The organism is Giesbergeria sp. (genome assembly GCF_028686475.1).
GTDB lineage: Bacteria > Pseudomonadota > Gammaproteobacteria > Burkholderiales > Burkholderiaceae_C > Simplicispira.
The window spans coordinates 145,686-171,016 of record NZ_JAQUCA010000002.1 but is presented as its reverse complement, the minus strand read 5'-3'; the positions used below and the strand labels follow the sequence as shown (position 1 = coordinate 171,016).

The 25,331-nt window shown below is 55.7% G+C and carries 25 protein-coding genes and 1 tRNA gene; 15 read left to right on the top strand and 11 right to left on the bottom strand.

Annotation, left to right across the window (positions count from 1 at the left end; translation table 11 throughout):
- The first annotated feature begins 105 nt into the window (after positions 1–105).
- From PHX60_RS02155 to PHX60_RS02120, 8 genes are all read left to right on the top strand, one after another.
- A complete protein-coding gene (locus PHX60_RS02155) occupies positions 106–336 on the top strand; it encodes a hypothetical protein (RefSeq protein ID WP_300074034.1) in 231 nt (76 codons plus the stop codon).
- Positions 337–479: 143 nt separating this feature from the next.
- Positions 480–1,487 carry a sulfate ABC transporter substrate-binding protein gene (locus PHX60_RS02150; protein ID WP_300074032.1) on the top strand — a complete coding sequence of 336 codons (1,008 nt, stop codon included), beginning with the start codon at positions 480–482 and terminating at the stop codon, positions 1,485–1,487.
- A 3-nt stretch (positions 1,488–1,490) separates the two neighbouring features.
- Complete coding sequence (gene cysT, locus PHX60_RS02145) at positions 1,491–2,387, top strand: sulfate ABC transporter permease subunit CysT (protein ID WP_300074030.1); 897 nt, start codon at positions 1,491–1,493, stop codon at positions 2,385–2,387.
- Positions 2,384–3,298 (top strand): sulfate ABC transporter permease subunit CysW, encoded by a 915-nt coding sequence (gene cysW, locus PHX60_RS02140; RefSeq protein ID WP_300074028.1) that lies wholly within the window; start codon positions 2,384–2,386, stop codon positions 3,296–3,298. Before cysT ends, cysW begins: the two co-directional genes overlap by 4 nt.
- Before the next feature lie 11 nt (positions 3,299–3,309).
- Positions 3,310–4,434, top strand: coding sequence for a sulfate ABC transporter ATP-binding protein (locus tag PHX60_RS02135; protein ID WP_300074026.1), 1,125 nt, complete (start codon positions 3,310–3,312; stop codon positions 4,432–4,434).
- Between the two features lie 46 nt (positions 4,435–4,480).
- A complete protein-coding gene (locus PHX60_RS02130; protein WP_300074023.1) occupies positions 4,481–5,002 on the top strand; it encodes a disulfide bond formation protein B in 522 nt (173 codons plus the stop codon).
- A gap of 126 nt (positions 5,003–5,128) precedes the next feature.
- Entirely contained in the window at positions 5,129–5,380 is a 252-nt protein-coding gene (locus PHX60_RS02125; RefSeq protein ID WP_300074020.1) for a type II toxin-antitoxin system prevent-host-death family antitoxin, read from the top strand.
- Entirely contained in the window at positions 5,377–5,631 is a 255-nt protein-coding gene (locus PHX60_RS02120) for a Txe/YoeB family addiction module toxin (RefSeq protein WP_300074017.1), read from the top strand. The genes PHX60_RS02125 and PHX60_RS02120 overlap by 4 nt, the downstream gene beginning before the upstream one ends.
- Positions 5,632–5,718: 87 nt before the next feature.
- On the opposite strand, the gene PHX60_RS02115 is transcribed toward PHX60_RS02120, so the two are convergent.
- Positions 5,719–6,120, bottom strand: coding sequence for a hypothetical protein (locus PHX60_RS02115; protein WP_300074015.1), 402 nt, complete (start codon positions 6,118–6,120; stop codon positions 5,719–5,721).
- Between the two features lie 351 nt (positions 6,121–6,471).
- Positions 6,472–8,457 (bottom strand): AAA-like domain-containing protein, encoded by a 1,986-nt coding sequence (locus PHX60_RS02110; RefSeq protein ID WP_300074012.1) that lies wholly within the window; start codon positions 8,455–8,457, stop codon positions 6,472–6,474.
- Positions 8,458–8,980: 523 nt separating this feature from the next.
- Between PHX60_RS02110 and hrpA the strand changes: the two genes are divergently transcribed.
- Positions 8,981–13,015 carry an ATP-dependent RNA helicase HrpA gene (gene hrpA / locus PHX60_RS02105; protein ID WP_300074010.1) on the top strand — a complete coding sequence of 1,345 codons (4,035 nt, stop codon included), beginning with the start codon at positions 8,981–8,983 and terminating at the stop codon, positions 13,013–13,015.
- Positions 13,016–13,107: 92 nt separating this feature from the next.
- Positions 13,108–13,293: a hypothetical protein gene (locus PHX60_RS02100; protein WP_300074006.1), complete on the top strand. Its 186-nt coding sequence runs from the start codon at positions 13,108–13,110 to the stop codon at positions 13,291–13,293.
- A gap of 25 nt (positions 13,294–13,318) precedes the next feature.
- On the opposite strand, the gene PHX60_RS02095 is transcribed toward PHX60_RS02100, so the two are convergent.
- Positions 13,319–14,095 carry a 2OG-Fe dioxygenase family protein gene (locus tag PHX60_RS02095; protein WP_300074003.1) on the bottom strand — a complete coding sequence of 259 codons (777 nt, stop codon included), beginning with the start codon at positions 14,093–14,095 and terminating at the stop codon, positions 13,319–13,321.
- A gap of 94 nt (positions 14,096–14,189) precedes the next feature.
- Here PHX60_RS02095 and PHX60_RS02090 point away from each other — a divergent pair, with 94 nt between their 5' ends.
- Positions 14,190–14,576, top strand: coding sequence for a PilZ domain-containing protein (locus PHX60_RS02090; RefSeq protein ID WP_300074000.1), 387 nt, complete (start codon positions 14,190–14,192; stop codon positions 14,574–14,576).
- Here PHX60_RS02090 and PHX60_RS02085 read toward each other — a convergent pair.
- From PHX60_RS02085 to infA, 6 genes are all read right to left on the bottom strand, one after another.
- Positions 14,573–15,478: a DMT family transporter gene (locus PHX60_RS02085; RefSeq protein ID WP_300073997.1), complete on the bottom strand. Its 906-nt coding sequence runs from the start codon at positions 15,476–15,478 to the stop codon at positions 14,573–14,575. The genes PHX60_RS02090 and PHX60_RS02085 overlap by 4 nt on opposite strands.
- A complete protein-coding gene (lspA, locus tag PHX60_RS02080; RefSeq protein WP_300073994.1) occupies positions 15,475–15,984 on the bottom strand; it encodes a signal peptidase II in 510 nt (169 codons plus the stop codon). Before lspA ends, PHX60_RS02085 begins: the two co-directional genes overlap by 4 nt.
- Positions 15,985–18,855: an isoleucine--tRNA ligase gene (ileS, locus tag PHX60_RS02075; RefSeq protein WP_300073991.1), complete on the bottom strand. Its 2,871-nt coding sequence runs from the start codon at positions 18,853–18,855 to the stop codon at positions 15,985–15,987.
- 92 nt (positions 18,856–18,947) lie between these two features.
- On the bottom strand, positions 18,948–19,982 hold the full coding sequence (locus tag PHX60_RS02070) for a bifunctional riboflavin kinase/FAD synthetase (protein ID WP_300073988.1): 1,035 nt from the start codon (positions 19,980–19,982) through the stop codon (positions 18,948–18,950).
- 84 nt (positions 19,983–20,066) lie between these two features.
- Positions 20,067–20,143: transfer RNA gene (locus PHX60_RS02065), tRNA-Pro, on the bottom strand.
- 73 nt (positions 20,144–20,216) lie between these two features.
- Positions 20,217–20,465, bottom strand: a complete 249-nt coding sequence (gene infA, locus PHX60_RS02060) for a translation initiation factor IF-1 (protein ID WP_300073985.1) — start codon at positions 20,463–20,465, stop codon at positions 20,217–20,219.
- A gap of 331 nt (positions 20,466–20,796) precedes the next feature.
- Between infA and PHX60_RS02055 the strand changes: the two genes are divergently transcribed.
- A complete protein-coding gene (locus PHX60_RS02055) occupies positions 20,797–21,891 on the top strand; it encodes an enoyl-CoA hydratase/isomerase family protein (protein WP_300073982.1) in 1,095 nt (364 codons plus the stop codon).
- Between the two features lie 31 nt (positions 21,892–21,922).
- Here PHX60_RS02055 and smpB read toward each other — a convergent pair whose 3' ends face one another.
- Positions 21,923–22,396, bottom strand: coding sequence for an SsrA-binding protein SmpB (smpB, locus tag PHX60_RS02050; protein WP_300073979.1), 474 nt, complete (start codon positions 22,394–22,396; stop codon positions 21,923–21,925).
- A 95-nt stretch (positions 22,397–22,491) separates the two neighbouring features.
- On the opposite strand from smpB, the gene PHX60_RS02045 reads away from it, so the two are divergent.
- On the top strand, positions 22,492–22,932 hold the full coding sequence (locus PHX60_RS02045) for a type II toxin-antitoxin system RatA family toxin (RefSeq protein ID WP_300073976.1): 441 nt from the start codon (positions 22,492–22,494) through the stop codon (positions 22,930–22,932).
- Positions 22,925–23,248 carry an RnfH family protein gene (locus PHX60_RS02040; protein ID WP_300073974.1) on the top strand — a complete coding sequence of 108 codons (324 nt, stop codon included), beginning with the start codon at positions 22,925–22,927 and terminating at the stop codon, positions 23,246–23,248. Before PHX60_RS02045 ends, PHX60_RS02040 begins: the two co-directional genes overlap by 8 nt.
- 12 nt (positions 23,249–23,260) lie before the next feature.
- Here PHX60_RS02040 and PHX60_RS02035 read toward each other — a convergent pair whose 3' ends face one another.
- Positions 23,261–23,779 (bottom strand): DUF4124 domain-containing protein, encoded by a 519-nt coding sequence (locus tag PHX60_RS02035; RefSeq protein WP_300073971.1) that lies wholly within the window; start codon positions 23,777–23,779, stop codon positions 23,261–23,263.
- Positions 23,780–23,855: 76 nt separating this feature from the next.
- Here PHX60_RS02035 and guaB point away from each other — a divergent pair, with 76 nt between their 5' ends.
- Positions 23,856–25,331 carry an IMP dehydrogenase gene (guaB, locus tag PHX60_RS02030; protein WP_300073968.1) on the top strand — a complete coding sequence of 492 codons (1,476 nt, stop codon included), beginning with the start codon at positions 23,856–23,858 and terminating at the stop codon, positions 25,329–25,331.

Sequence of the window (25,331 nt, the reverse complement as noted above, 5' to 3'; positions counted from 1 at the left end):
TCTAAGCTGCCTGTGCGATAGAAAACTACGCAATCTTTAATGCGCTGATGAAATTTTGGTAGTGATAAAATCACAACTGATTGATTATTTTAAGAAATTTAATGATTGAAAAAAATTATCTATCTCTGCCGTTCATGCAAAGGTGACAACCTGCCTGAATCCGTGACCAAAAAAGGTTCTTCGTCGTTTTGTGTAGGACTTGACAACATCAAAGACAGCGGTGTACCAGCGGGCCTTCCTGAACCCTTGCCCGACTGTTTGGCAATGGGGACAAGGCAGGTGAGTGGCCTTGCAGGTCAGCTCAAGGTCGATACGTCGGCGTACCGTGTCCAGTAAGCCGCTGTCCCGTTGGGTTCGAGGGACGCATTGCGGGGCTTTATATCCATATCCTGATAAATTAACAAAAATATATTCTTTGTGGTTTTAAGGGAGCATGGGCACAATCGCCGCATCTAAGCTGTTTTTTTGTGAGCGTGTCCATGACCTCTTTCCAACTCAAGTCCGTTCTGGCGGCTGCCGCCCTGGCTCTCAGTGGCATGGCCTCGGCACAAACCACCACCTTGCTCAATGCCTCCTACGATGTGGCGCGCGAGTTTTACAAAGACTACAACCCGGCCTTTGTCGCCCACTACCGCAATACCACCGGCAAAGATGTCAAGATTGACCAAGCGCATGGCGGCTCTAGCGCCCAAGCACGCGCCGTGAAAGATGGCCTCGATGCCGATGTGGTCACCATGAATACCACCACCGACATCGAATTTTTGGCCGCCAATGGGGTAGTGGCCAAAGATTGGGCCAAAAAATTCCCACACGATGCCTCGCCCACCACCTCCACCATGCTGTTTTTGGTACGCAATGGCAACCCGAAAAACATCAAAGACTGGGATGATTTGGTCAAACCCGGCGTGCAGGTGATTGTGGTCAACCCTAAAACCGGCGGTAATGGCCGTTACGCCTACTTGGCCGCTTGGGGGGCTGTGCGCGAAAAAGGCGGTACCGATGCCCAAGCAGCAGATTTTGTCGGCAAGCTGTACAAAAACGTGCCGGTGTTGGGCAAGGGTGGGCGTGATGCCACCGCCATCTTCTTGCAGCGCAACATTGGCGATGTGTTGATTACGTTTGAATCCGAAGTGTTGTCGATTGACCGCGAGTTTGGTGCAGGCAAAGTCGATGCCATTTACCCTTCTTCTAGCATTGTGGCCGAGAACCCAGTGGCCGTGGTAGAGCGCACGGCGGCCAAGAAAGGCTCGGGCGAGGTCGCCAAGGCTTATTTAGATTACCTCTACTCGGAAGAAGCGCAAGAAATCGCTGCCAAGCACGCGCTGCGTCCGCGCTCCGAAGCGGTGCTGAAAAAGCACGCTGCCGTTTTCAAGCCGCTCAAGCAATTTACTGTCGCCAAGTATTTTGGCTCTTTGGGTGAAGCGCAAAAAGTGCATTTCAACGACGGCGGCCAGTTTGACAAGCTCTACACCCCCGGCGCTAAATAACCCATGAGTACCGCTGCCTCTTTTTCCGCACCTGCGGGTGCGGTGGGTGTTCCTGCGCCCCGTGCTACGGTGGGCAAGGCCAAACGGGTGCTGCCCGGTTTTGGCCTGACGCTGGGTTACACCTTGTTTTATCTCAGCATCATTGTGCTGGTGCCGCTGTCGGCCTTGCTGTTCAAAACCTTCACGCTCACGTGGGTGCAGTTTTGGGAGGCGATTAGCTCGCCGCGTGTCGTGGCCTCGTACCAACTGACCTTTGGCGCATCCTTGTTCGCCGCCTTGGTCAATTTGGTGTTTGGCTTGCTGATTGCTTGGGTGTTGGTGCGTTATTCTTTTCCGGGCAAAAAAATCGTCGATGCGCTGGTGGACTTGCCCTTTGCTTTGCCCACCGCCGTGGCGGGTATCTCGCTGACGGCATTGTTGGCAGGCAATGGCTGGGTTGGCCAATACCTAGAACCAATGGGCATCCAATTGGCCTTTAAGCCTGCCGGGATTGTGGTGGCGCTGATTTTTATTGGCCTGCCGTTTGTCGTGCGTACCGTGCAGCCAGTGCTAGAAGATGCCGAAAAAGAGCTCGAAGAAGCTGCCACCAGTTTGGGGGCCACGCGCTGGCAAATTTTTAGCAAGGTGATTTTGCCCAGCATCACCCCAGCACTCATGACGGGTTTTGCGATGGCCTTTGCCCGTGCCGTGGGCGAATATGGCTCAGTGATTTTTATTGCAGGCAATATGCCGATGGTGTCGGAGATTACCCCGCTCATCATCATTGGCAAGCTAGAGCAATACGATTACGCCGGGGCCACCGCCGTGGCGGTAGTGATGTTAGTGATTTCGTTTGTTTTGTTGCTGGTGATTAATGCGCTGCAAGCCTGGCAGCGCCGCCACGCCGGAGCCCCCGCATGAGTGCCGCCCCTACCCGTACCGTGCGCCGCGCTCAAGCGGGCACGACTGAAGCTGCTTGGGTGCGCTATACGCTGATTGGCGTGGCGCTGGCTTTTGTCTTGCTGTTTTTAGTGCTGCCGCTGGCCGCCGTGTTTACCGAAGCGCTACGCAAGGGGCTAGGTGCTTACTTTGAGGGCCTGCGTGAACCGGATGCTTGGTCAGCTATTCAACTTACTTTGATAGCTGCTGCCGTCGCCGTACCGCTGAACTTGGTATTTGGCATGGCTGCGGCTTGGTGTATTGCCAAGTATGAATTCAAAGGCAAAGCTTTTCTGATTACGCTGATTGATTTGCCGTTTTCTATCTCGCCGGTTGTGGCGGGGCTGATGTATGTGTTGGTGTTTGGCGCACAAGGCTGGTTTGGCCCGTGGCTGCAAGAGCATGACATCAAAATCATCTTTGCCGTGCCCGGTATTGTGTTGGCTACGGTGTTTGTGACCTTCCCGTTTATTGCGCGCGAGTTGATTCCGCTGATGCAAGCCCAAGGCAACGACGAAGAACAAGCCGCAATTGTGCTCGGGGCCAGCGGCTGGCAAACCTTTTGGCATGTCACGCTGCCCAATATCAAATGGGGCCTGTTGTATGGCGTGATTTTGTGCAATGCGCGTGCGATGGGCGAGTTTGGCGCAGTCTCGGTGGTGTCGGGCCATATCCGGGGCCAAACCAACACCCTGCCTTTGCATGTCGAAATTTTGTACAACGAGTACCAATCGGTGGCAGCGTTTGCAGCAGCATCATTGCTGGCACTGTTGGCGCTGATTACGCTGGTGATTAAATCAGTGGCCGAATGGCGCAACGAGCAATTGCTCAAAGCGACAGCCGAATTGCCCCCTGAGCGCCCCACTTTGCCCACCGCCCCCACAGTGCGCTGAAAGAATCCACCATGAGCATTGAAATTCGCAACATCAGCAAACAGTTTGGCAGCTTTCAGGCGCTGCGTGATGTCAGTCTGGATATTAACTCGGGCGAGTTGATTGCGCTGCTGGGGCCATCGGGCTGCGGCAAAACCACGCTGCTACGCATCATTGCCGGGCTAGAAACCCCAGATGTAGGCAGCATCCATTTCTCGGGTGAAGACACCACCGATGTGCATGTGCGCGACCGGGGCGTGGGCTTTGTGTTCCAACACTACGCGCTGTTTCGGCACATGACGGTGTTTGAGAACGTGGCCTTTGGCCTGCGCGTCAAACCGCGCAACGAGCGCCCCAGTGAGGCCCAGATCAAGAAGAAAGTGATGGACTTGCTCAAACTGGTGCAATTGGATTGGATTGCCGACCGTTACCCGTCGCAACTGTCGGGCGGCCAGCGCCAGCGCATTGCTTTGGCGCGTGCTTTGGCGGTAGAGCCCAAGGTGCTGCTGCTGGATGAACCGTTTGGCGCATTGGATGCCAAAGTACGCAAAGAACTGCGCCGCTGGTTGCGCCGCTTGCACGATGAGTTGCACGTCACCAGCATTTTTGTCACGCACGACCAAGAAGAAGCCTTGGAAGTAGCCGACCGGGTGGTGGTGATTAACCAAGGCAAAATCGAGCAAAGCGGTTCGCCGCAAGAAGTGTGGGAGCATCCGGCCAGCCCGTTTGTCTATGGCTTCTTGGGCGATGTGAACCTGTTTCATGGCCGCGCCCACGAGGGGCTGGTGCATTTGGAAGGCATGGAATTGGATTCCCCCGAACACCGTGCCGCGCAAAATGCCAAAGCCTTTGCCTATGTGCGCCCGCACGATTTGGAGGTAGAGCGCTATGCTGCTGGCGCTGGCTTGGACGAGCAAGGCCGCCCGCGCGGCATTGTGGCGCAATTGAGCCGCGCCATTGTCGTCGGCCCCATTGCCCGGCTGGAACTTATTCCGGTAGAAGCGGCCAAACCCGCCGACAATGCAGCTTCTGAATCCCTGATTGAAGCGCAAATTCCGGCGCAACAGTTCAAGGCAATGGGCTTGCGTGAAGGTGAAACGCTGGTCGTCACACCTCGGCGCGCGCGTGTATTTTTAGACCAAGCTGCCAATATCTGAGGCTGCTGCCATGCTGGGCGGCCCAGTGGCAGCCTCAAGGATGGATATGGTATTTTTGACTTGTTTGGCCGGTGCCTCGCGCCGGGTGCTGGCTGGCGTGGCCGTCGTCTGCCTCTTCATGCTGGCCTTTGGCGCTTATTTGCAACACGGTTTGGGGCTAGAGCCTTGCCCTATGTGCATTGTGCAGCGTTATGCGCTGGTGCTGGTGGCGGTCACGGCTGGCTTGGCCAGCTTGCGCGAGGGGCGGGGTTGGCAAATGGGCTGGTCGGTGGCGGGCTTGTTGGCGGCTGATTTTGGGGCCTTTACCGCCGCGCGCCAAAGCTGGTTGCAGTGGTATCCACCCGAAGTGGCCACCTGTGGCCGTGATTTTTACGGCATGATTGAAAACTACCCCATCAGCCGCGCCTTGCCGATGATTTTTCGTGGCTCGGGTGATTGCACCGCGATTGATTGGACGTTTCTGGGCGGCTCGATTGCCAACTGGTCGTTTCTTGGTTTTGTTGGTTTTAGTGTGGTGTTGACAGCGCTGCTGGTGGCCTTGCTGCGCCGGGGGCGGCCGCAGTTTTAAGGTTGACGATGGGCGCAAACCGCGCCAAGACGAAACCCACCTAGCCAGCTAGGTGGAAGTGCGTCTTAGATGGACGAGTTTACAAATTTATAGGTACAATTTTGCGTACAATAAGGAGCATGTTTTATGGATGCCATTTCGTATTCCGCTGCACGCGCAAATTTGGCCAACACAATGAGCCGCGTTTGTGACGACCACGAGCCACTCATTATCACACGTAACGGACAACCATCGGTTGTGATGCTTTCGCTGGAAGATTTTACTGCATTGGAAGAAACAGCATATCTACTGCGTAGTCCAGCCAATACCAAACGTCTAATGGCTGCCATCCAACAGCTAAGCATGGGTGAAGGTAGAGAGCGAAAGCTTGCAGAATGAAACTAATATTTGCAGAAACAGCTTGGGAAGACTATTTATTCTGGCAAGAAAAAGATAAGCGCATGGTTGAGCGTGTCAATAAACTTATTAAAGAAATTAGAAGAGAACCGTTTACTGGCATAGGAAAGCCAGAGCCTTTGAAGCATGTTCTGTCTGGTTATTGGTCTCGACGCATCACTGATGAACACCGTATAGTTTACCGAGTTGACGGTGATGCTTTGCTCATTGCTCAATTGCGCTACCACTACTGATTTGGTGGGTTAACGTTGAAGCTCAGGGGCGCGGAGCCGGCTTGCCGGCGTAGCGTCCCACTGGAGCGCAGTGTTAGGCTTCATGAACTACAGTGAGCCCAAGAATTTTTGTATTTGTGGTGCTCTTTGCGCCGCATAACGGTAGCCGCTGATTACCTTCTCAAGTTGCTGAACGGAACTAATAGGCATGTGATACGACTCAATGCACACACCTTGAGAAAAATTACCAATGCGAATTGTCATACCTTGTTTGCCTGGTTTGGAGAATTCCCCACCTTTTGGTATGGCTGCTTTTAATTGCTCGTACTCCGCCCAATTTTCATTGAACGCTGAGATATATTTTTCAATTGAGGCACCAGGCACTAAAACAATGATGCCGTTGTATCTCATGTCTGGCCCGGAAAAATAGTAGAAAATTTCCCATGAGGCCTTTGTAACTTTCAGCTTTCCCCCGCATGGCAGAGGCTCTTCGTATGTTCCTGTACTCATTCTCTATTCTCGGTGATTTCGGCATCAAGCCTAACGAACCAAAGTAACCGGCGGCTGTAGGCTGTCCGCGTTGACTGCCGGGTTAGAACCCAAGCCCACACAGCAGCCACCCAAAGCCAGCAGCATAGCCGGAAAAACGATTCTGTGCCAGCACCAATACGACACCGGAAAAACTGGGCTAGAAAACCAAAGGCAAAGCCTACTTTTGAAACATTGGCACAAACAAAAACCGGATTTTTAACGTGCGTGGAATAAGCACGACCGTGGGCAAGTGCTAACGAACCAAAGTAACCGGCGGCTGCAAGCCGGGCGTGGCTTTGCAGTTTTTCAGGCGCAACGGAAATTTAGGATTTATGAGTTTTCATTAAAGGAATTCGATAGCCAAACTAATTGTGGCATTACAGATTTGAATTGATCCTCTGTAATGGTTGATGCGTGTGCATCTGCTCGCAACTTGTTCGCCTCGGTCATTGCATTGGTAAATTTTTGTTTATCATCATCAAAAAGAAATTTAAACCTTTCCCACTGCTGAATCACTAAGTCGCGCAGGTTGGAAAAATAGAACTCACCTGAAAATATCGTATCTACGTCTTGGTCATTAGCTTTATTTATTTGCGAGCGTTTCTGCATTACAGATATTGCCATACGTTTTGCTTCTATTTTTCCGACTGAACTTTTTAGATTTGATCGAACAAATTCACGGAATCTATACTCAAATTGATTCCGTTCCTTACTTATTATTGCCCACCGCTCTTCTATGGAGCTTGGGCATATCAAGTCACGAGCATTCTCACGAACCGCCATTTCAACAGCCGCTATCCTAAAATAATACTTGTCATTTTCTTTTGCTATTAATCCATATCCTACAAGATGTTGAATATCTTGAGGGTTTTGTTCAGCAAATACATTAAATTTCACATGATCTTGAGCAGCCAGAATCCGCAATAATTCGTATTCTCTCGGATATCTATCTGTCAAAACCTCTAAAATCATTGCTATATAATTTCTGGTGTAATCGAAAAGGCCACTTTTGCATGATTGATAAAAGAATTTAGAAGTAGTGATACGGCGTGGAACGTTGGGAGAAGACTGAGTTCTCCACAAATGACTGCACGCTTGACGTATCAAAAATGGATGGCCACCAAAATCATCAGTCAAATACGTAAAAATGGCTGAATCAAAAGATGCTCCCATGTGTAAACCAATTTGAGTTATCATTGATTTTACGTTGTCATAATCAAAGAATCCCAAATAATAAGACGCAACATAATTAAATAGTGGATTATCCAACCCTGATGGCGTGTGTGCCTTCTCCACGATGTGAGGGTTAGTTCCGGCGAGAATAAAGCTGAATAAATTCTGATTTTGTTGATATACTGATCGTATCGTTTGCCAAAAAGGCAACGATGCAGTCCCGTCGCTCCAGCTAATCGTAGATGAAATATCAAAACATAAATTCTGAATCTCATCAAAAATTATTAAACTTGGGCGACCAGATCGCTGTTTTAAGAATTTCAAATCATCGGTAAAACATGCTGCCGCATCAGCTTCCGTATAGTCGCCCTCCTGCTTTCCTGTTCTAGAGTCAATTCCACTGGATGTATATAATATTTCTTTGATACGATATAAGGCTTTATTCCAACTCGCCTTATGGTATCTGGTATCATTTCCGTCAATTATGACGCCATAAGCATTTATTGATTTTAAATGCCGGATTATTGCCCATAAAACGGAAGTTTTACCAATTCTACGAAGACCGAAAACAGAACTGTTTTCATTATTTTGGTAGTGTCCAACAAGTCGCTGAATATCTGCAGCACGCCCGAAAAAATACTTCTCAGTTTTCAACGCAGACGACATTGAGAATAAATCTTTAGTAAATAGTAATCTCTCGAAATTCTCTATCATTAAATTTTCTTTTCCAGCAACTCCTCCGCGAAGCTCTTGATACTTAAAAGGTATTATTATTCTTGGGTCTGAGTCTGAATTGTCAGCAATATTAATAGAAAGCCGCTCAGCATTTGTTATAAGAACAATGCAAAGGCGATCAAGACGAGATCCTTGTGAGTTTAATATTTCATTTATGCTGTCTATCAAACGTGAATCAATAACCGGGTAAGGGTGAAAAACGCATAGAATATCATGTATTAAATTGAATCGCTCTTTGAACTTATCGCATGGCTTAAGTATAAGCCAAGGAAATCTTGAGTTTCCGGTATTTTTAACAGATGCAAAAGCAACAAACCAAAAAGTGGAAAGATTATTTGCTATTTCTATTTCCAAAGATCCCAGTGTGTGAAGGGGGACTCCGGGTAAAACGCCAGGATTTTGAATCATTGTTTGATCTCAGCTAACTTCAGGGGTGTTAATAATTTCTAACTAGGATTAGTCGACTGTCCCACGCAGGCCAGCAGTCGGATAAAATAATACCATCCTACCCTATTCATAGGAAAACGCCAACAACCAGCTGTTTAGACAAATCTAAATTTTTGCGGATGCCTGCTTCGCTACACCCCCAACACCGATGCCCCACGCCAGCCCAAACTGCTGGAGTACCTACGCATCCATTTTCGTACACAGCATTACAGCATCCGTACCGAGCAAGCCTATGCCGATTGGGCGTGGCGTTTCATTTGGTTTCATAAAAAACAGGAAACCGCTGGTGTAAGCTAATGGTAAGCCGTTCAGCGCTTTTTCACCCCCATGCTTTGGAGCAGCGCCAAATTTTGCCTACCGCGATGGCTTCGCCAGACAGGCCGACGACAAAGGTCTTGCCCCGGTGCATGTGGATGTAAGGCGCTACCGGGCGAAACCAGCACCGGGCTGGGATAATTAGCGATTCTCTCAAAAGTTCGCTGCCTTGAACGCTTCCGCCCCCGCCTCCCCCCTGAAAATCACTTTCCCCGAGTCACTGCCGGTATCCGCCCGGCGCGACGAAATCATGGCTGCTTTGCAGCAGCACCAAGTCATCATCGTCTGCGGTGAGACTGGTTCGGGCAAAACCACCCAACTGCCCAAAATCGCCCTCGCTTTGGGGCGTGGCAAACTCAATGCGCCGCCCGGCCAAAAAGGCCAACTCATCGGCCACACCCAGCCCCGGCGCATTGCCGCCAGCAGCGTAGCCAAACGCATTGCCGAAGAATTAAACACCCCTTTGGGCGAGGTGGTGGGCTACAAGGTGCGTTTTCAAGACCGCCTCAGCCGCGATGCCTCGGTCAAGCTAATGACCGACGGTATTTTGCTGGCCGAAACCCAAACCGACCCGCTGCTCAAAGCCTACGACACCCTCATCATTGACGAGGCGCACGAGCGCAGCTTGAACATTGATTTTCTGCTGGGCTACATTCGGCAAATTTTGCCGCGCCGCCCTGATTTGAAGGTGGTCGTTACCTCGGCCACCATTGATGCAGACCGTTTTGCCCAACACTTTGCCAGCGCCAAGGGGCCAGCGCCGGTGATGATGGTGTCGGGGCGCACCTTTCCGGTAGAACAACGCTGGCGGCCTTTTGAAGAAAGCCGCGACTATGGCCTCAACGATGCCATTGCCGATGGTGTGGATGAACTGTGGCAGGGCCGTGCTGGTGGCGATATTTTGGTGTTTTTGCCCGGCGAGCGTGAAATCCGCGAAGCCGCTGACCACCTGCGTAAGCATTTGGCCCACCACCCGGTCACGCGCAGCGCCGAAGTGCTACCCCTGTTTGCCCGCCTGAGCCAAGCCGAGCAAGACCGCATTTTTGACGGCCACACTGGGCGGCGCATCATTTTGGCGACCAATGTGGCCGAAACCTCGCTCACCGTGCCGGGCATCCGCTATGTGATTGATGCCGGTACGGCGCGGGTGAAACGTTACAGCCTACGCAGCAAAGTAGAACAACTATTGGTCGAGCCGATTAGCCAAGCCGCTGCCAACCAACGTGCAGGCCGCTGTGGCCGGGTGGCCAACGGCATTTGCATCCGCTTGTACGATGAGGCAGACTTTGCTGGCCGTCCGCGCTTTACCGACCCCGAAATTTTGCGTAGCTCGCTGGCTGGGGTTATCTTACGCATGAAGTCTTTGCACTTGGGCGTGGTAGAAGAGTTCCCGTTCATTGATGCACCCTCGGGCCGCGCGATTGCCGATGGCTACCAGTTACTGACGGAACTGGGCGCAGTCGATGACAAAAACGAACTGACCGCCACAGGGCGCGAGTTGGTCAAACTGCCGCTAGACCCGCGTGTGGGCTGCATGATTTTGGAAGCGCGCGCGCGCGGTGCGTTGAACGAAGTGCTGATTATCGCCAGCGCCTTGAGTTTGCAAGACGTGCGCGACCGCCCCTTGGACGCACAACAACAGGCCGACCAGCAACACGCCAAGTTTGACGACGACAAGAGCGAGTTCAGTGGTTACCTGACGTTGTGGAACTGGCTGCAACAAGCCCGTGGCGGCACGCCGCCCACTTTGCCATCGGCACGGGTGCAGCAACAGCAAGCGCAGCGCAAAGGGCCATCGCAGGCGGTGTTGCCGGTGGCGCAGCGCTTGGCCGCACCAGCACCAGCCAATGCACCCGCCGTGGCAGCAGTGGCCCCCACGCACAAACTTAGCAACCGCCAATACGAGCAATTGCTACGGCAAAACTTTATCAATGTGCGCCGGGTGCGCGAGTGGCGCGATGTGCATAGCCAGTTGCTCACGGTAGTAGCCGAACATGGCTGGGCGCTCAATCCACAACCAGCAAGTTACGAGCAATTGCATTTGTCCATGCTGTCGGGTTTGTTGGGCAATATTGGTTTTAAGCCGGAAGAAGAAGACGTTTACTTGGGCGCGCGGGGTATCAAGTTCCATCGCCATCCGGGCGCGCATTTGCGTAAAAAGCCGGGCCGTTGGATTGTCTGTGCCGAATTGGTCGAAACTACGCGCCTGTTTGGGCGTGGTATCGCCGCCATCGAGCCACAATGGCTAGAAGAAGTGGGCGCGCACCTGCTGAAAAAACAGCTACTCGACCCGCACTGGGAGAAAAAAGCCGCCGAAGTGGTGGCCTTTGAGCGCGCCACCCTCTATGGCATCGTGGTCTATAGTGGGCGGCGCATGGGTTACGACAAAATTGACCCGCACGCTGCACGCGAGATGTTTATCCGCCAAGCACTGGTGGCGGGTGAAGTGCCGGTAGATTGGGACAAGCGCCTGCCCTTTCTCAGGGCGAATGAAAAACTCATTGCCAAGGTAGAGGAGCTAGAGCACAAATCCCGCCGCCAAGATGTGCTGGTAGATGAAGAGCTGATTTTTGCCTTTTACGACCAGCAAATTCCGCAAGAAGTATGCAATGGCCGCACGTTTGAGCAGTGGCACCGTGCCGAGAGCAAAAATCGCCCCGATTTGCTTAAACTGTCACGCGACGAGCTGATGCGCCACGAGGCCGCAGGCATCACCACCAGCGCTTTTCCGCGCGTGGTACGGCTGGGCGGTGTGGATTGTGCCGCCAGCTACCTGCACGAGCCGGGTGACCCGCGCGATGGCATTACCGTCACGATACCGCTGTTTGTGCTGAACCAAGTGCAGGACGAACGTTGTGAATGGCTGGTTCCGGGGATGTTGAAAGACAAAATCCAAGCCCTGCTCAAAAGCTTGCCGCAACGCCCGCGCAGCCGCTTCGTGCCCTTGCCAGAATCCGCCAGTCGCTTGGCTGAACTGTTGGGCACGCCGGACCGCATCGGCCATATCGGGCTGGTCGATGCCTTGCTCAAGCAAGTGCGCGATGAAACCTCCTTGGATGTCAAGCGCACCGACTTCAAATTGGACATGCTGCCCGCGCACCTGTTCATGAACTTCCGCATTGTCGATGAGCATGGACGGCAGTTGGGGCATGGGCGCAATCTGGGGGCGCTCAAGGCAGAACTGGGGGCCAAGGCGCGTGGAGCCTTCCAAGCCTTGGCGGGCTTAAAGCTGGCCAGCCAAGCAGGCGCATCGGCCACCACAGCCACCCCAGAGCCAGAAACCGCTCGTCCTAGCAGCGCACCCCATGCCAAGGCAGCCCCCAAGCAGACAGAAACGGCCACTCCGGCCAACGCCGAGCAGCGCTACACCGCTTGGACGTTTGGCGAGCTGCCCGAGCTGATGGAAATTGGCCGACGCGGCCAAACCTTGATTGGTTTCCCAGCGCTGATTGACGGTGGCGATGCGGTAACGATTGAAGTGTTTGACGAGCCAGAAGTGGCGGCAGCCAAGCACCGCTTGGGCCTGCGCCGTTTGTGCGCCCTGCACATCAAAGATGCGCTCAAATACTTGGAGAAAAATATCCCAGATTTGCAAAAAATGGCCGTGGCCTATATGCCTTTGGGCACGCAAGAAGAACTGCGCCAGCAAATCATCGACATCGCCATCGACCGCGCCTTTTTGCTGGAACCGCTGCCCACCACCGAAGTCGAGTTCAAGCAGCGCATTGACGAAGGCCGGGGCCGCCTGACCTTGATTGCCAATGAAGTCGCCCGGCTGGCAGGCACCATTTTGGCCGAATACGCCGTGGCAGCGCGCAAAATCAAAGACACCAAAGGCGCGCCCGAAGCCACCGCCGATGCCGCACAACAACTGCAACGCCTAGTCCCCAAGAACTTTTTAGCGCTGGCTCCGTGGCCGCAATTGGCCCATTTTGCGCGCTACCTCAAGGCCATCACCTTGCGCCTAGACAAGTTCCGCGCCGACCCCGCCCGCGATGCTGCCAAGTTGGCCGAACTGCGCCCACAAGAGCAACGCTATTGGCGCTTGGTGGCCGAGCGCAAAGGCCAGATTGACACCCGAATGCAAGAGTTGCGTTGGTTGCTAGAAGAATTGCGCGTGAGCTTTTTTGCCCAAGAATTACGCACCCCGCAGCCGGTCAGTATCAAACGGCTGGACAAGCTCTGGGGGCAAATCAACAGCTAACTTCTGCCGCTGATGCGGGGCCGACTGCACGGCCAGCTGTGAAACTGTTACAGTGGCCCATTCCATTTTTCACTCAACAGAAAGCAAGCACCTTGGCCACCCCCAACTACGGATACGAAAAACGCCAGCGCGAGCTGGCAAAGAAAAAGAAAAAAGAAGAAAAACTGCGCGCTAAAACCACCACCGTGCGCCACGGCGGGAGCGAACAGGCTCCAGAAGCCCCCGACACGCACGCTGACGCTGGATTGCCCAGCGCCAGCACCCAGCAGCCGGGTTAATGCTGCTTTGGTCACGGCAGCAGATTTAAGCGCTGCTGCTGGGGCTATCCTGAAAGCCATTGCGCCGACAGGTAATCACCAGCGTGTCGCGGTAGCCCCCCAGCCCTTGCGGTTGGATGGGCGTGGTCTCGTGAATCATGCGCGCATCGTCGAGCAACAGCAAAGACCACGGCTGCATCAGCGTAAAGCGCTGCCCAGCGGGCGCGCAGGCTTCAAAGACGCGGGTTTCTCCACCCTTAATGTCTTGGCGCGCCAACAAAAACACGGCCACCAAATCGACACCATCGCGGTGTGCGCCCTCGGGCGTGGGGCGACCAATGCCATCGCTGGTATCAATACGGAACTCGTGCGCCTCGATAAACCACGGTGTAGGCAATGCAGCGTCACACGCTTCAGGGGTAAAAACCTGGTTGCACAGCTGGCCCAGCGTTTGCAGCAAACGCTGCCAAATGGGCCGCGCCAAGCTTTCGGGCAAGATAGGCTCAAACCAGCGCTCCATACCGCCGTGCAGGGCGTTGTACTCTAGGGGTTGCCAGTGGGCGCGGTGCGGCACCGTATGCACCGTGTCTTTTTGTACGATAAACGAGGCATGGCGGCGCTGGCGGTAGCGGCCACCATCTTTCAGGTAACGGTCAGGCGGCAGATTTTGCCAATCGGTTTGCAGCATTTGCAATTGGGCCGCATCACAGCCTAACCAAGCGACGACATCAGAGGCCGATAACACCGCAAAACCCTGTGTTTGCAGCCGTTGGGTCAGGTCTGACAGGGTACAAAACGGCGGCGAGAAAGTGGGTGTAGCCATAAGAGCGGATGCAGGAAGAAAGTGTGAGTTTCGCACACGCTAGGGCGGTGGGGGCTTAAACTGGCGCATTCGTCTCATCCCACCTCAGCCCGCCATGTCCCACGAACGCCGCCATTTCACCCGTGTCCACTTCGATGCGCCCGCTTTGTTAAAGTTGGACCACTCTAGCCTGCGTGTGCATATCCTAGACCTCTCGCTCAAGGGCGCTTTGGTCGAGTTGCCTGCCAACCACACGCTAGAGTCTGGCACCTTGTGCCAATTGCAGCTTACGCTGGCCCCATCGAGTGTGCATATCAACATGGCTGTCGAGGTAGCACGCTGCGAGGCGCACCAAACCGGTCTGCGCTGTCTGCACATGGATTTGGACAGCATCACCCACCTGCGCCGCTTGATTGAGTGGCAATTGGGCGATGCCGCCTTGCTAGACCGCGATTTATCGCAGTTGGTGGCCGGAGCCAAGCGGGTAGGCTACGACGATTAACGCTGCCCCGACGACACCACAATCCCACCCACAATCAGGGCAAAGGCCAGTGCGTGGTACAGGTGCGGCGCTTCGCCCAAAAACGCTGCCGAAAGCAGCGCGGCAAACAGCGGCGTGAGGTTGCTAAAAAAGCCCGCCAAATTGGGGCCAGCGCGGCGTACCCCAATGCCCCAAAAACAATACGCCAGCAAAGCCGGGCCGATGGCAATAAACGCCAGTGCCGCCAGCAAGGGCGCGCCCCAGACAATCGGCGTGCCCATGTCCGTAGCCCATTCAGCGCCCGCAAACAAGGCGGACCAGCCCAAGCCAAACACCAGTTGGCCCATTAAAAAGGCGGCCCAATCGTTGCGAATGCTGGCCGGTTCGGTGGTGCGTACCAGCAGCCAACTGTAAAACCCCCAGCCAATGGTGGCCAGCAAAATGAAAAAATCCCCCGGCACCCAGCGAAAAGCCAACAACTGCTGCCAATCGCCCCGGCTCAGTACCACCACCACGCCAATCATGGACAGCACCGCCCCAACCACCTGCCGCTGGTTGACCGAGACCCCAAAAAACAAGGCACCAATCGCCAGCATCCACACCGGCATACTCGAGCCCACCAGCGTGACGTTAATCGGCGTAGAAGTTTGCAGCGCCAAATACAACAGCGCGTTATAACAGCCAATACCCAACAGCCCCAGCACTATAAAGCGCCGCCAGTGCTGCCACATGGGGCTACTGAGCCCCAGCACCCGGTAAGCCAGTGGCAGCAGCAACACAAAGGCCAGCACCCAGCGCAGCAGGTTCAGCGTCATGGGGGGGACTAAATCGCTGATGAGGCGACCGACCACCGCGTTACCAGCCCAGAGCAATGGGGCCAAGGTGAGCATGGCGATGGTGCTGGGGCTGAGCGCTTGCTTCATTTTTGGCGCGCCCGCAAAAATTCATCCAAAATCAACAAAGCCGCACCCACGCTAATCCCCATATCGGCGATGTTAAACGCTGGAAAATGCCAGCCAGCCCAGTGGAAATCCAAAAAATCCACCACATAGCCGTACAGCACGCGGTCAATCACGTTGCCAATGGCACCGCCTAAGATGCTGGCCATCGCAAAGCAGAGTAATTTTTGCTCAGGGTGGCGGCGCAACTGCCACACAATAATCACCGTTGCCAGCACACCAATGCCGGTAAACATCCAGCGCTGCCAGCCCCCAGCATCGGCCAAGAACGAGAAGGCGGCACCGGTATTGTGTGCGCGCACAATGTTAAAAAAGCCGGTGATGATGCTGCCTTCGCCCCATTGGTAGGCTTGCAAAATCATTTGCTTGGTGATTTGGTCGGCCAGCAACAACAGCAGCGCCCAGCCCAACCAAGGCCAGAAGCTGCTGCCGCCGCCCGTGCGCCCCGCCTCGGGTGCAGCGGCGGTCATTTAGGCGTGCGCCCGGTCTTCACCGGCCCCATACAGGTTGCTGGTGCAACGCCCACACAGGGTAGGATGGGCAGCATCGTGGCCGACATCGTCGCGGTAATGCCAGCAGCGCTCGCATTTGGCGGCCTCCATCGGGCTAACGTGGGCGGCATAGGCTTCGCCTGCTTGCAACTCCAGCTGCGAGGTGATGAAGACAAACTTCAAATCTTCACCCAAGCTGGCCAGCAGGGCGTAGTCTTCGGGCGCAACCGTTAGCACCACCTTGGCTTGCAAGGAAGAACCTACTTGGCCAGCAGCGCGCACCACTTCGATGTCTTTGTTCACCAAATCGCGGATAGCGCGGATGCGCTCCCACTTATCGAGCAAGCCCTCGTCGGTAGTGGTGCCGACACCAATGCTGCCGTAGGTTTCCAAAAAGATAGATTCAGACTGGCCAAACACCTTCCATGCTTCTTCAGCGGTAAAGCTGAGGAACGGGGCCATCCAGCGCAACATGGCATGGGTGATATGCCAGAGCGCGGTTTGGGCGCTACGGCGTGCCAAACTCTTGGGGGCTGTGGTATAGAGCCGGTCTTTCAGCACGTCCAGATAGAAACCGCCCAAGTCTTCGGAGCAATACAGTTGCAGCTTGGCCACCACGGGATGGAACTCATAGACCTTGTAATGGGCCAACACTTCTTGCTGGAACTGGGTGGCACGCATCAGCGCGTAGCGGTCAATTTCTAGCAGTTGCTCAAACGGCACGACATCTTGCGCCGGGTCAAAATCACTCACGTTGGCCAGCAAAAAGCGCAGCGTGTTGCGAATGCGGCGGTAGGAGTCCACCACGCGGGCCAAGATTTTGTCGTCAATCGCCAAGTCGCCCGAATAATCGGTCGAGGCACACCACAGGCGGATGATTTCTGCCCCCAGCTTGCCACTGACTGCTTGCGGCGAGACGGTGTTGCCCAAGGACTTGCTCATCTTTTTGCCTTGGCCATCCACGGTAAAGCCGTGCGTGAGCAAGCCACGGTAGGGGGCGCGCCCATAGATAGCACTGGCCAGCAGCAGCGAGCTGTGGAACCAACCCCGGTGCTGGTCATGGCCTTCGAGGTACAGGTCGGCCTCGGGGCCCCTGTCGTGGTGCAGTTCGGCATGGGTTCCGCGCATCACATGCCAAAAGGTAGAGCCAGAATCAAACCACACTTCTAAGATGTCGGTGCTTTTGGTGTAATGGGGTGCGTCTTCTGCGCCCAAGATTTCTTCGGCGCTAACACGGCTCCACGCTTCGATACCACCTTGCTCGACGATGGCGGCGGCTTGGTCAATGATTTCCATCGTGCGCGGATGCAGCTCGCCCGAATCTTTATGCAGGAAGAACGGCAGCGGCACGCCCCAAGAGCGCTGGCGCGAGATGCACCAATCGGGTCGGTTGGCAATCATGTCGCGCAGACGCGCCTTGCCATTGGCGGGGTAGAAATGGGTCTGTTCAATCGCGTCCAAGGCCAATTGGCGCAGCGTGCCTGCGGCCTTGTCGCTGGCAAATACGCCTTCACCCGCATCCATACGCACAAACCATTGCGCGGCAGCGCGGTAAATGACCGGGGTTTTGTGCCGCCAGCAGTGCGGGTAGCTGTGGGTGATGGTTTGCGTTGCCAGCAAGCGCCCGGCATCGCGCAGGGTTTGCAACACCACCGGCACGGCTTTCCAGATGTGCAGGCCGCCAAACAAGGGGAAGTCGGCGGCGTAGCAGCCATTGCCTTGCACGGGGTTGAGGATGTCGTCGTACTTCAGGCCGTGGGCAACGCAGGAGTTAAAGTCATCGACACCATAAGCGGGGGCAGCGTGGACGATACCCGTGCCGTCGCTGGCGGTGGCGTAGTCGGCCAGATAGACCGGGGCCAAACGGCGGTAGCCATAACTGCCATCGGGGTTGGCTACGTCGTACAGCGGGTGTTCAAACTCCAAACCCTCTAGCTGCTGGCCGGGCACGGTAGCCAGCACTTGGCCGGTCAAGCCCCAGCGTTGCAGGCAGTTGTCCACCAACTGGGCCGCCACAATGAACTGGCCGCGCTCGGTTTGCACCAGCGCATAGGGCAATTCAGGGTTCAGGTTCAGGGCTTGGTTGGCCGGAATCGTCCAAGCGGTGGTGGTCCAAATGACGATAAAGGCATCCTGCTGCACCGCAGGCAGGCCAAAAGCAGCGGCCAAGCGTGCTGGGTCGTGCGCTTTGAAGGCCACGTCCAGCGTTTCGCTCTTTTTGTCTTGGTATTCAATTTCAAACTCGGCCAAGGAGCTGCCGCAGTCAAAGCACCAATAGACCGGCTTGAGACCACGATAGACATAGCCGCGCTCCATCACGCGCTTGAGGGCGCGCAACTCTCCCGCCTCGTTAGCGAAGTTCATGGTTTTGTAAGGCTTATCCCACTGCCCTAGCACGCCCAAGCGCTTGAAGTCTTGCATTTGCTGCGCGATTTGCTCGGTAGCAAAAGCGCGGCTTTTGGCCTGCATTTCGTCGCGTGGCAGGTTGCGGCCATGCAGTTTTTCGATAGCGTTTTCAATCGGCAGGCCGTGGCAGTCCCAACCGGGCACATACTGCGCGTCGTAACCCTCTAGCTGACGTGCCTTGGTAATCATGTCCTTGAGGACTTTGTTCACGGCATGACCGATATGGATTTGGCCGTTGGCGTAGGGCGGGCCATCGTGCAAGATGAACTTGGGCTTGCCGCTGCGGGCCGCCCGCAGTTTTTGGTAGATGCCTTTGTCCTCCCATTCCTTCACCCAAGCCGGTTCGCGTTTGGGCAGGTCGCCACGCATCGGGAAGGGGGTGTCAGGCAGGTTCAGGGTGCTGCGGTAATCGGGGGTGGCAGCGGTTTTTTGAGCGTCGGACATGGAAAGATTCTCAGAAAAATACAGGCAACGCGGCCCCAACTGGCAAGGGGTGAGGCGGCACGAAAGGGGATGAAAGTGGGCAGCGTAGCCCCTCAAATTCGGTCGCGCGTGGTTTGGCGGCGGGTTTGGGCATGGCTGGCAAACCAAGCGCGCGCATCGGCACAATCGCGCGCGATGCCAGCCGTGAGGGCATCGAAGCTGTCGTATTTGAGTTCGTCGTGCAGTTTGTGCAGCAGTTCCACCCGGGCAATTTTACCGTAGCCCCCTTCCGCCCCGAGGTGGCTCGGCCATGCCAGGCAATGGGTTTCGAGCAGCACGCGGCCCCCATTGACATCGTTGGGGTCTAATGAGGGGCGAATGCCCAAATTGGCTACGCCGGGCAAAGGCGCATCACTGAGTCCATGCACCAAGACGGTAAAGATGCCACTGGCGGCAGGCTTCCAATGGGCAAAACGCAAATTGAGGGTACGAAAGCCATTGTCCGCCTGCGCGTTGCTGGCCCCGAGCGCCCGCCCCAGCTTGCGCCCATGCACCACATGGCCCGAGATGGTGTAAGGCCGCCCCAACAGCTGGGCGGCCTCTTGCATTCGGCCTGCCAACAGCGCTTGGCGCACCGCCGAGCTGGACACGCGCAGGCCATGCACTTCGTAGCTCATCATGCGGGCGACATCAAAGCCTTTTTCTGCACCGGCGGCATCCAGCAGCGCATAGTCACCGGCACGCTGGGCACCGAAGCGGAAATCATCGCCCACCAAGACATAGCGCGCCCCTAAACCCGCTACCAAGACTTCATCCATAAAAGCTTGGGGTGATTGGGCCGCCAAGCGCGCATCAAACGGCAAAATCACCGTTTGCTCGACCCCACAGCGCTGCAACTCGGTCAGTTTGTCGCGCAGGGTGCCAATGCGTGCTGGGGCCAGTTCGGGCCGATGCAAGGCACCGGCAAAATAATCGCGCGGGTGCGGCTCAAAAGTAAGCACACAGCTGGGCACGCCCCGATGCAGGGCTTCGTTTTGCAGCAGCGCCAACATGGCCTGATGGCCCCGGTGTACGCCATCGAAATTGCCCAAGGTCACGGCACTGGCGGGGGCAATGCCGGGGTGACGGAAACCGCGAAAAATTTTCATGGGCAAAAATTTGTGTAAAGGGGCTATGGTGGCCTAGCCAAGCAAAAAGCCTGTTGCACCAAGATGCAACAGGCTTTTAAACGGTGGTCGGAGCGGCGGGATTCGAACTCGCGACCCTCTGCTCCCAAAGCAGATGCGCTACCAGGCTGCGCTACGCTCCGACAAGACTTGAATTATATACAGAAAAAGCCCCGATTTGCAAAAGCTGGCTAAAAATCAGGGGGCAAGGCAAAGTTAACGCGAGGACGGACCGGGGCCACGGCCTGCCAGATGGCGGAAGGTGATGCGGCCTTTGCTCAAATCGTAGGGCGACATCTCTAGCGAGACTTTGTCGCCCGCCAAAATGCGGATGTGGTGCTTACGCATCTTGCCGCCAGTGTAGGCAATCAGTTGGTGTCCGTTTTCGAGGGTAACGCGAAAACGCGAGTCGGGCAGCACTTCGGTCACGCTGCCCTGCATTTCAATCAGTTCTTCTTTGGCCATGTTTTATCTCGTAAAAAGCAAGTTGGAGTGTCTATCGTCTAGCGGAGGTGCCAAGGCATATGGCACACAACCAGCACAAAAACCATGCACCCTGCCAAGGGTGGCCGCGCTGGACGTAGCGGGCTATAGAGGTTGCTGCGCCCGTGGGGCAGACTAAGAAGGGGCCGGGGATACGGCTTTAGTAGGTATGCAGAACGCGCTGTGCATGGGTAGCCGTCCATTGTATGCCATGTTGATACCGCGCACCGAGTCACCGCAATGGCGCAATCGGTGCTGCGCTCTATCGCACAATGCGTGCTTTGTCTTGTTAATGAACCAGAAAGGAAGAAAAATGGCGGAGACTGTCTCTGAAGTTTTGAGCGAAGTGCGCGGCCAAGTGGGCCTGATTACGCTCAACCGTCCGCGTGCGCTCAATGCGCTCTCGTTGGGCATGGTACGTGATTTGATGGCCATTTTGTTGGCTTGGAAAGACGATGCGCGCGTGCTGGCCGTGGCCGTGCGCGGCAGCAACAAAGAAGGGCCGTTTGGCGCTTTCTGTGCCGGGGGCGATATTCGCTTTTTGCACCAAGCAGGCAGCGTAGGCGACCCACAAATTGAAGACTTTTTTACCGAAGAATACGCCCTCAACCACCTGATTCACCGCTATCCCAAGCCTTATATTGCTTTTATGGATGGCATCGTCATGGGCGGTGGCATGGGCATTAGCCAAGGCGCGGCCCTGCGTATCGTGACTGAGCGCACCAAAATGGCTATGCCCGAAACGGCAATTGGCCTGTTCCCCGATGTCGGTGGCGGTTACTTTTTAAGCCGTTGCCCTGGGCGTGCAGGCGAGTGGCTGGGCTTGGTGGGCGAAACCATTGGTGCCGGTGATGCGATTGCGTTTAATTTGGCTGATGGCTTTTTGCCCGCAGACCAGCAAGCGCGCGTTTGGGAAGCCTTGGGCAGTCAGAGTTTTGCCAATGCTGCCGCTGTGCGCAGTTTTGTGGCCGCCGAATTAAAAACCGCCGTGCCCAAGCTAGAAGCCTGCCATGCCGAAATCAACCAATACTTTGCCCTGAAAACGGTGCCAGACATCGTGAACGCCCTAGAAGCGGCCAGCAGCGATTGGGCCAAAGCCACTGCCGCCCTGTTACGCAAGCGTTCGCCGCTGATGCTGCATGTGGTGTTGGAGCAAGTGCGTCGCGCGCGTAGCCTCAATTTGGCCGATGATTTGCGTATGGAGCGCGATTTGGTGCGCCATTGCTTCTATTTGCGCCCCGGTCAAAGTGAAACCTTAGAGGGCATTCGTGCTTTGGCGGTGGACAAAGACCAAAGCCCACGCTGGAACCCACAGCGGATTGAGGATGTATCGCCCGAATTGGTGCAATCCTTCTTTAGCAGCCCTTGGCCGGCCCACGCGCACCCGCTGGCGGCGCTACAAGACTAAAAAACCTTAAAAATTGAAAGGCACTGCCGCTTTAGCGGTGGTGTACCTTCATGGCGCGCTCGACTTCGCGCTTGCCTTCGCGGTCTTTGATGGTGTCACGCTTGTCGTGTTCGGCCTTGCCTTTGGCCAGTGCGACTTCACATTTCACCTTGCCTTCTTTCCAGTGCAGGTTCAGGGCAATCAGGGTATAGCCTTTTTGCTCGACCTTGCCAATCAGGCGGCGGATTTCTTCTTTGTGCATGAGCAGCTTTTTGGTGCGTACTGCATCCGGGTTGACATGGGTAGAGGCGGTTTTGAGCGGGTTGATTTGGCAGCCGAACAAAAACAATTCGCCCTCACGGATGACCACATAGCCATCGGTGAGCTGTACCTTGCCTTCGCGCAGGGCTTTGACTTCCCAGCCTTGCAGCACCACGCCCGCTTCGTAGCGCTCTTCAAAAAAATAGTTGTATGCCGCTTTTTTATTGTCAGCAATGCGAGAGGATGTTTGGGGTTTCTTGGCCATCGGAAATAGTTGCGGTGCCAACCGGGAGATCAAGGGCCTCCCTACAATGGCGGTTGTCGCGTTAGCTGTGATTCTAGTTTGCCTACCACCACTCCATGAAAACTGTTAGTAAGTCCGTCCTCATTTGGTATAGCCCCGAAGAGATGTTTGCCTTGGTCACGGGGGTGGATAAGTATCCACAGTTTTTGCCGTGGTGCGACCGGGCGCGTGTGCTAGAGCATGACGGTAACAGTATGCTGGCCGAAATCGGCATCGCCCTCAGTGGCCTGCGCCAGTCGTTTGTGACGCGCAACACCCACGAGCAAGGGCGACGGGTACAGATGCGGCTGGTCAAGGGGCCATTTTCGCGCTTGGACGGTGATTGGCAGTTCCATGCGGTGGGCGATGGCTCGCAACGGGCCTCGCGCGTAGAGCTAAAACTGCATTATGGGTTTTCTAACAAGGTGCTGGCCGGGTTGGTAGGTCCTGTATTTGACCGCATCGCCGCCACGATGGTCGATGCCTTTATCAAGCGCGCCCAGCAGGTGTATGGCTGATATTCGGGTGGTGGTGGCCGCGTCGTTGCAGCCGGGCCAAGTGCTAGAGTGCGCCTTGCAACTGCCTGCGGGGGCGATTTTGGCCGATGCGGTGCGTGCCAGTGGCTTGTTGCCGCCCGATGTGCCACTGCACGCTTGGCCCCCTTGCGGCATTTGGGGCAAAGTGCGGCCATTAAGCCAGCCACTGCACGATTTAGACCGGGTAGAGCTTTACCGCCCCCTGACGGTGGACCCCAAGGTGGCCCGACGCGAACGTTTTGCACGCCAAGGTGCCCGCGCTGCGGGCTTGTTTGCCCGCCCCAAAGCCCGGCTGTAATCCAGCAAATTTTTAGCGTTTGCAATCGTTGTCGATGATGCCTTGCAGGCGCTGGGTTTCGGCTTTGCGCGTGGCCTCGTCCATAAAGACACTCTCGCCTTGGGCGTTGGTGTGGCGCAACAATTGCCCTGATTCAAAAGTGGTTTTGGCCGTGCGGGCGCGGGTGCAGTTCTCGGCTTTGCTTTTCGCTTGGCGTTCTTCTTCGGCTTTCTTTTTTGCCTCTTCAGCTGCTTCGGCTTGGGCTTTGCGGGCTTGCAGCTCTTTATCGACCAAAGTCGGCTTGGGTGCCGCTTTGGTGGTGCTACCGGTGGCTGCTTCGGTGCTGGGTGCGGCCTCTGTGGCAGGCGCGGGCGCAGTGGTGGGCTGGTGGTTGCCGGGGCGGCGCAAAATGCTCTGCTCGGGGATGTCTATTGGGGGCGCACGGTCACTGAAAACCTTGCGGCCATCTTTTTCTATCCATTGCCATTGGGCCTCAACGCCCAATGACAGGGTGGCCAGCAGTGCAAGCAAAAGGGCGTAGTGCTTTTTCATGGGTGCAAGTGTAGCGGTGCTGGCCAACGGTGCGGGGCGCTAGAGACGGCTACAATCGGTTTTTTGGAGCTTTCACATGCGCCTTCTTGGAAAAGCACTCACCTTCGACGACGTGTTGTTGGTGCCAGCGTACTCCCAAGTCCTGCCCAAGGACACCTCCCTGGCCACCCGTTTCTCGCGCAACATTGCGCTCAACCTGCCTTTGGTCTCCGCCGCGATGGATACCGTGACCGAGGCACGCTTGGCCATTGCCATCGCCCAAGAGGGCGGTATTGGCATCGTACACAAAAACCTTACAGCCCAAGAGCAGGCCGCCCAAGTGGCGCGCGTCAAGCGCTACGAATCGGGCGTACTGCGCGACCCCGTAGTCATTACGCCAGAACACACGGTGTTACAGGTGTTGCAATTGTCTGAGCAATTGGGCATTTCTGGCTTTCCGGTCTGCGACGGTGGCAAGGTGGTGGGTATCGTTACGGGGCGCGATTTGCGCTTTGAGACCCGCTACGATGTCAAAGTGCATCAAATCATGACCCCGCGCGAGAGGCTCATTACCGTCAACGAGCGCGACAACACCAGCCCCGCCGCCGCTAAAGCCCTGCTGAACAAGCACAAATTAGAGCGCATCTTGGTGGTCAACGATGCCTTTGAGCTCAAGGGCCTCATCACCGTTAAAGACATCACCAAACAAACCAGCTTTCCCAATGCCGCCCGCGATGCCTCTGGCCGCTTGCGCGTGGGTGCTGCCGTGGGCGTGGGTGCAGGCACCGAAGAGCGCGTTGAGGCGCTGGTACGTGCGGGCGTGGATGCCATCATTGTGGATACGGCCCACGGCCACAGTCAAGGTGTGATTGAGCGCGTGCGTTGGGTCAAGCAAAATTACCCGCAGGTGGATGTGGTCGGCGGCAACATTGCTACCGGCGCAGCAGCGCTGGCGCTGGTCGAGGCCGGTGCCGATGCGGTCAAGGTGGGGATTGGCCCCGGTTCTATCTGCACCACGCGCATTGTGGCGGGTGTCGGGGTGCCGCAAATCATGGCCATCGACAGCGTAGCGACAGCCCTCAAGGGCACCGGCGTGCCTTTGATTGCCGACGGTGGCGTTCGCTACTCCGGCGACATCGCCAAAGCCTTGGCCGCTGGGGCCAGCACCATCATGATGGGTGGCATGTTTGCCGGTACCGAAGAAGCCCCCGGCGAGGTGATTTTGTTCCAAGGGCGCTCTTACAAAAGCTACCGTGGCATGGGCAGTATTGGTGCCATGCAGCAAGGCAGCGCCGACCGCTACTTCCAAGAATCCAGCACCGGCAACCCCAATGCCGACAAGCTGGTGCCCGAGGGCATTGAAGGCCGCGTACCCTACAAGGGTTCGATGGTTTCCATCGTCTATCAGATGGCCGGTGGCGTGCGCGCCGCAATGGGCTATTGCGGTTGCGCCACCATTGCTGAGATGAACGAAAAAGCCGAGTTTGTCGAAATTACCACCGCTGGTATCCGCGAAAGCCACGTCCATGACGTGCAAATCACCAAAGAAGCACCCAACTACCGCGCCGATTGA

What these genes read in the sequence shown, in the direction of transcription:
- smpB (WP_300073979.1), bottom strand. Translation starts at nt 22,396, where the DNA reads ATGGCCAAGAAACCCCAAACATCCTCTCGCATTGCTGACAATAAAAAA.
- PHX60_RS02055 (WP_300073982.1), top strand. Translation starts at nt 20,797, where the DNA reads ATGGCGGAGACTGTCTCTGAAGTTTTGAGCGAAGTGCGCGGCCAAGTG.
- guaB (WP_300073968.1), top strand. Translation starts at nt 23,856, where the DNA reads ATGCGCCTTCTTGGAAAAGCACTCACCTTCGACGACGTGTTGTTGGTG.
- cysT (WP_300074030.1), top strand. Translation starts at nt 1,491, where the DNA reads ATGAGTACCGCTGCCTCTTTTTCCGCACCTGCGGGTGCGGTGGGTGTT.
- PHX60_RS02090 (WP_300074000.1), top strand. Translation starts at nt 14,190, where the DNA reads ATGTCCCACGAACGCCGCCATTTCACCCGTGTCCACTTCGATGCGCCC.
- PHX60_RS02035 (WP_300073971.1), bottom strand. Translation starts at nt 23,779, where the DNA reads ATGAAAAAGCACTACGCCCTTTTGCTTGCACTGCTGGCCACCCTGTCA.
- PHX60_RS02045 (WP_300073976.1), top strand. Translation starts at nt 22,492, where the DNA reads ATGAAAACTGTTAGTAAGTCCGTCCTCATTTGGTATAGCCCCGAAGAG.
- PHX60_RS02120 (WP_300074017.1), top strand. Translation starts at nt 5,377, where the DNA reads ATGAAACTAATATTTGCAGAAACAGCTTGGGAAGACTATTTATTCTGG.
- PHX60_RS02115 (WP_300074015.1), bottom strand. Translation starts at nt 6,120, where the DNA reads ATGAGTACAGGAACATACGAAGAGCCTCTGCCATGCGGGGGAAAGCTG.
- PHX60_RS02040 (WP_300073974.1), top strand. Translation starts at nt 22,925, where the DNA reads ATGGCTGATATTCGGGTGGTGGTGGCCGCGTCGTTGCAGCCGGGCCAA.
- PHX60_RS02135 (WP_300074026.1), top strand. Translation starts at nt 3,310, where the DNA reads ATGAGCATTGAAATTCGCAACATCAGCAAACAGTTTGGCAGCTTTCAG.
- lspA (WP_300073994.1), bottom strand. Translation starts at nt 15,984, where the DNA reads ATGACCGCCGCTGCACCCGAGGCGGGGCGCACGGGCGGCGGCAGCAGC.
- infA (WP_300073985.1), bottom strand. Translation starts at nt 20,465, where the DNA reads ATGGCCAAAGAAGAACTGATTGAAATGCAGGGCAGCGTGACCGAAGTG.
- PHX60_RS02070 (WP_300073988.1), bottom strand. Translation starts at nt 19,982, where the DNA reads ATGAAAATTTTTCGCGGTTTCCGTCACCCCGGCATTGCCCCCGCCAGT.
- PHX60_RS02130 (WP_300074023.1), top strand. Translation starts at nt 4,481, where the DNA reads ATGGTATTTTTGACTTGTTTGGCCGGTGCCTCGCGCCGGGTGCTGGCT.
- PHX60_RS02085 (WP_300073997.1), bottom strand. Translation starts at nt 15,478, where the DNA reads ATGAAGCAAGCGCTCAGCCCCAGCACCATCGCCATGCTCACCTTGGCC.
- PHX60_RS02110 (WP_300074012.1), bottom strand. Translation starts at nt 8,457, where the DNA reads ATGATTCAAAATCCTGGCGTTTTACCCGGAGTCCCCCTTCACACACTG.
- PHX60_RS02150 (WP_300074032.1), top strand. Translation starts at nt 480, where the DNA reads ATGACCTCTTTCCAACTCAAGTCCGTTCTGGCGGCTGCCGCCCTGGCT.
- ileS (WP_300073991.1), bottom strand. Translation starts at nt 18,855, where the DNA reads ATGTCCGACGCTCAAAAAACCGCTGCCACCCCCGATTACCGCAGCACC.
- cysW (WP_300074028.1), top strand. Translation starts at nt 2,384, where the DNA reads ATGAGTGCCGCCCCTACCCGTACCGTGCGCCGCGCTCAAGCGGGCACG.
- PHX60_RS02095 (WP_300074003.1), bottom strand. Translation starts at nt 14,095, where the DNA reads ATGGCTACACCCACTTTCTCGCCGCCGTTTTGTACCCTGTCAGACCTG.
- PHX60_RS02125 (WP_300074020.1), top strand. Translation starts at nt 5,129, where the DNA reads ATGGATGCCATTTCGTATTCCGCTGCACGCGCAAATTTGGCCAACACA.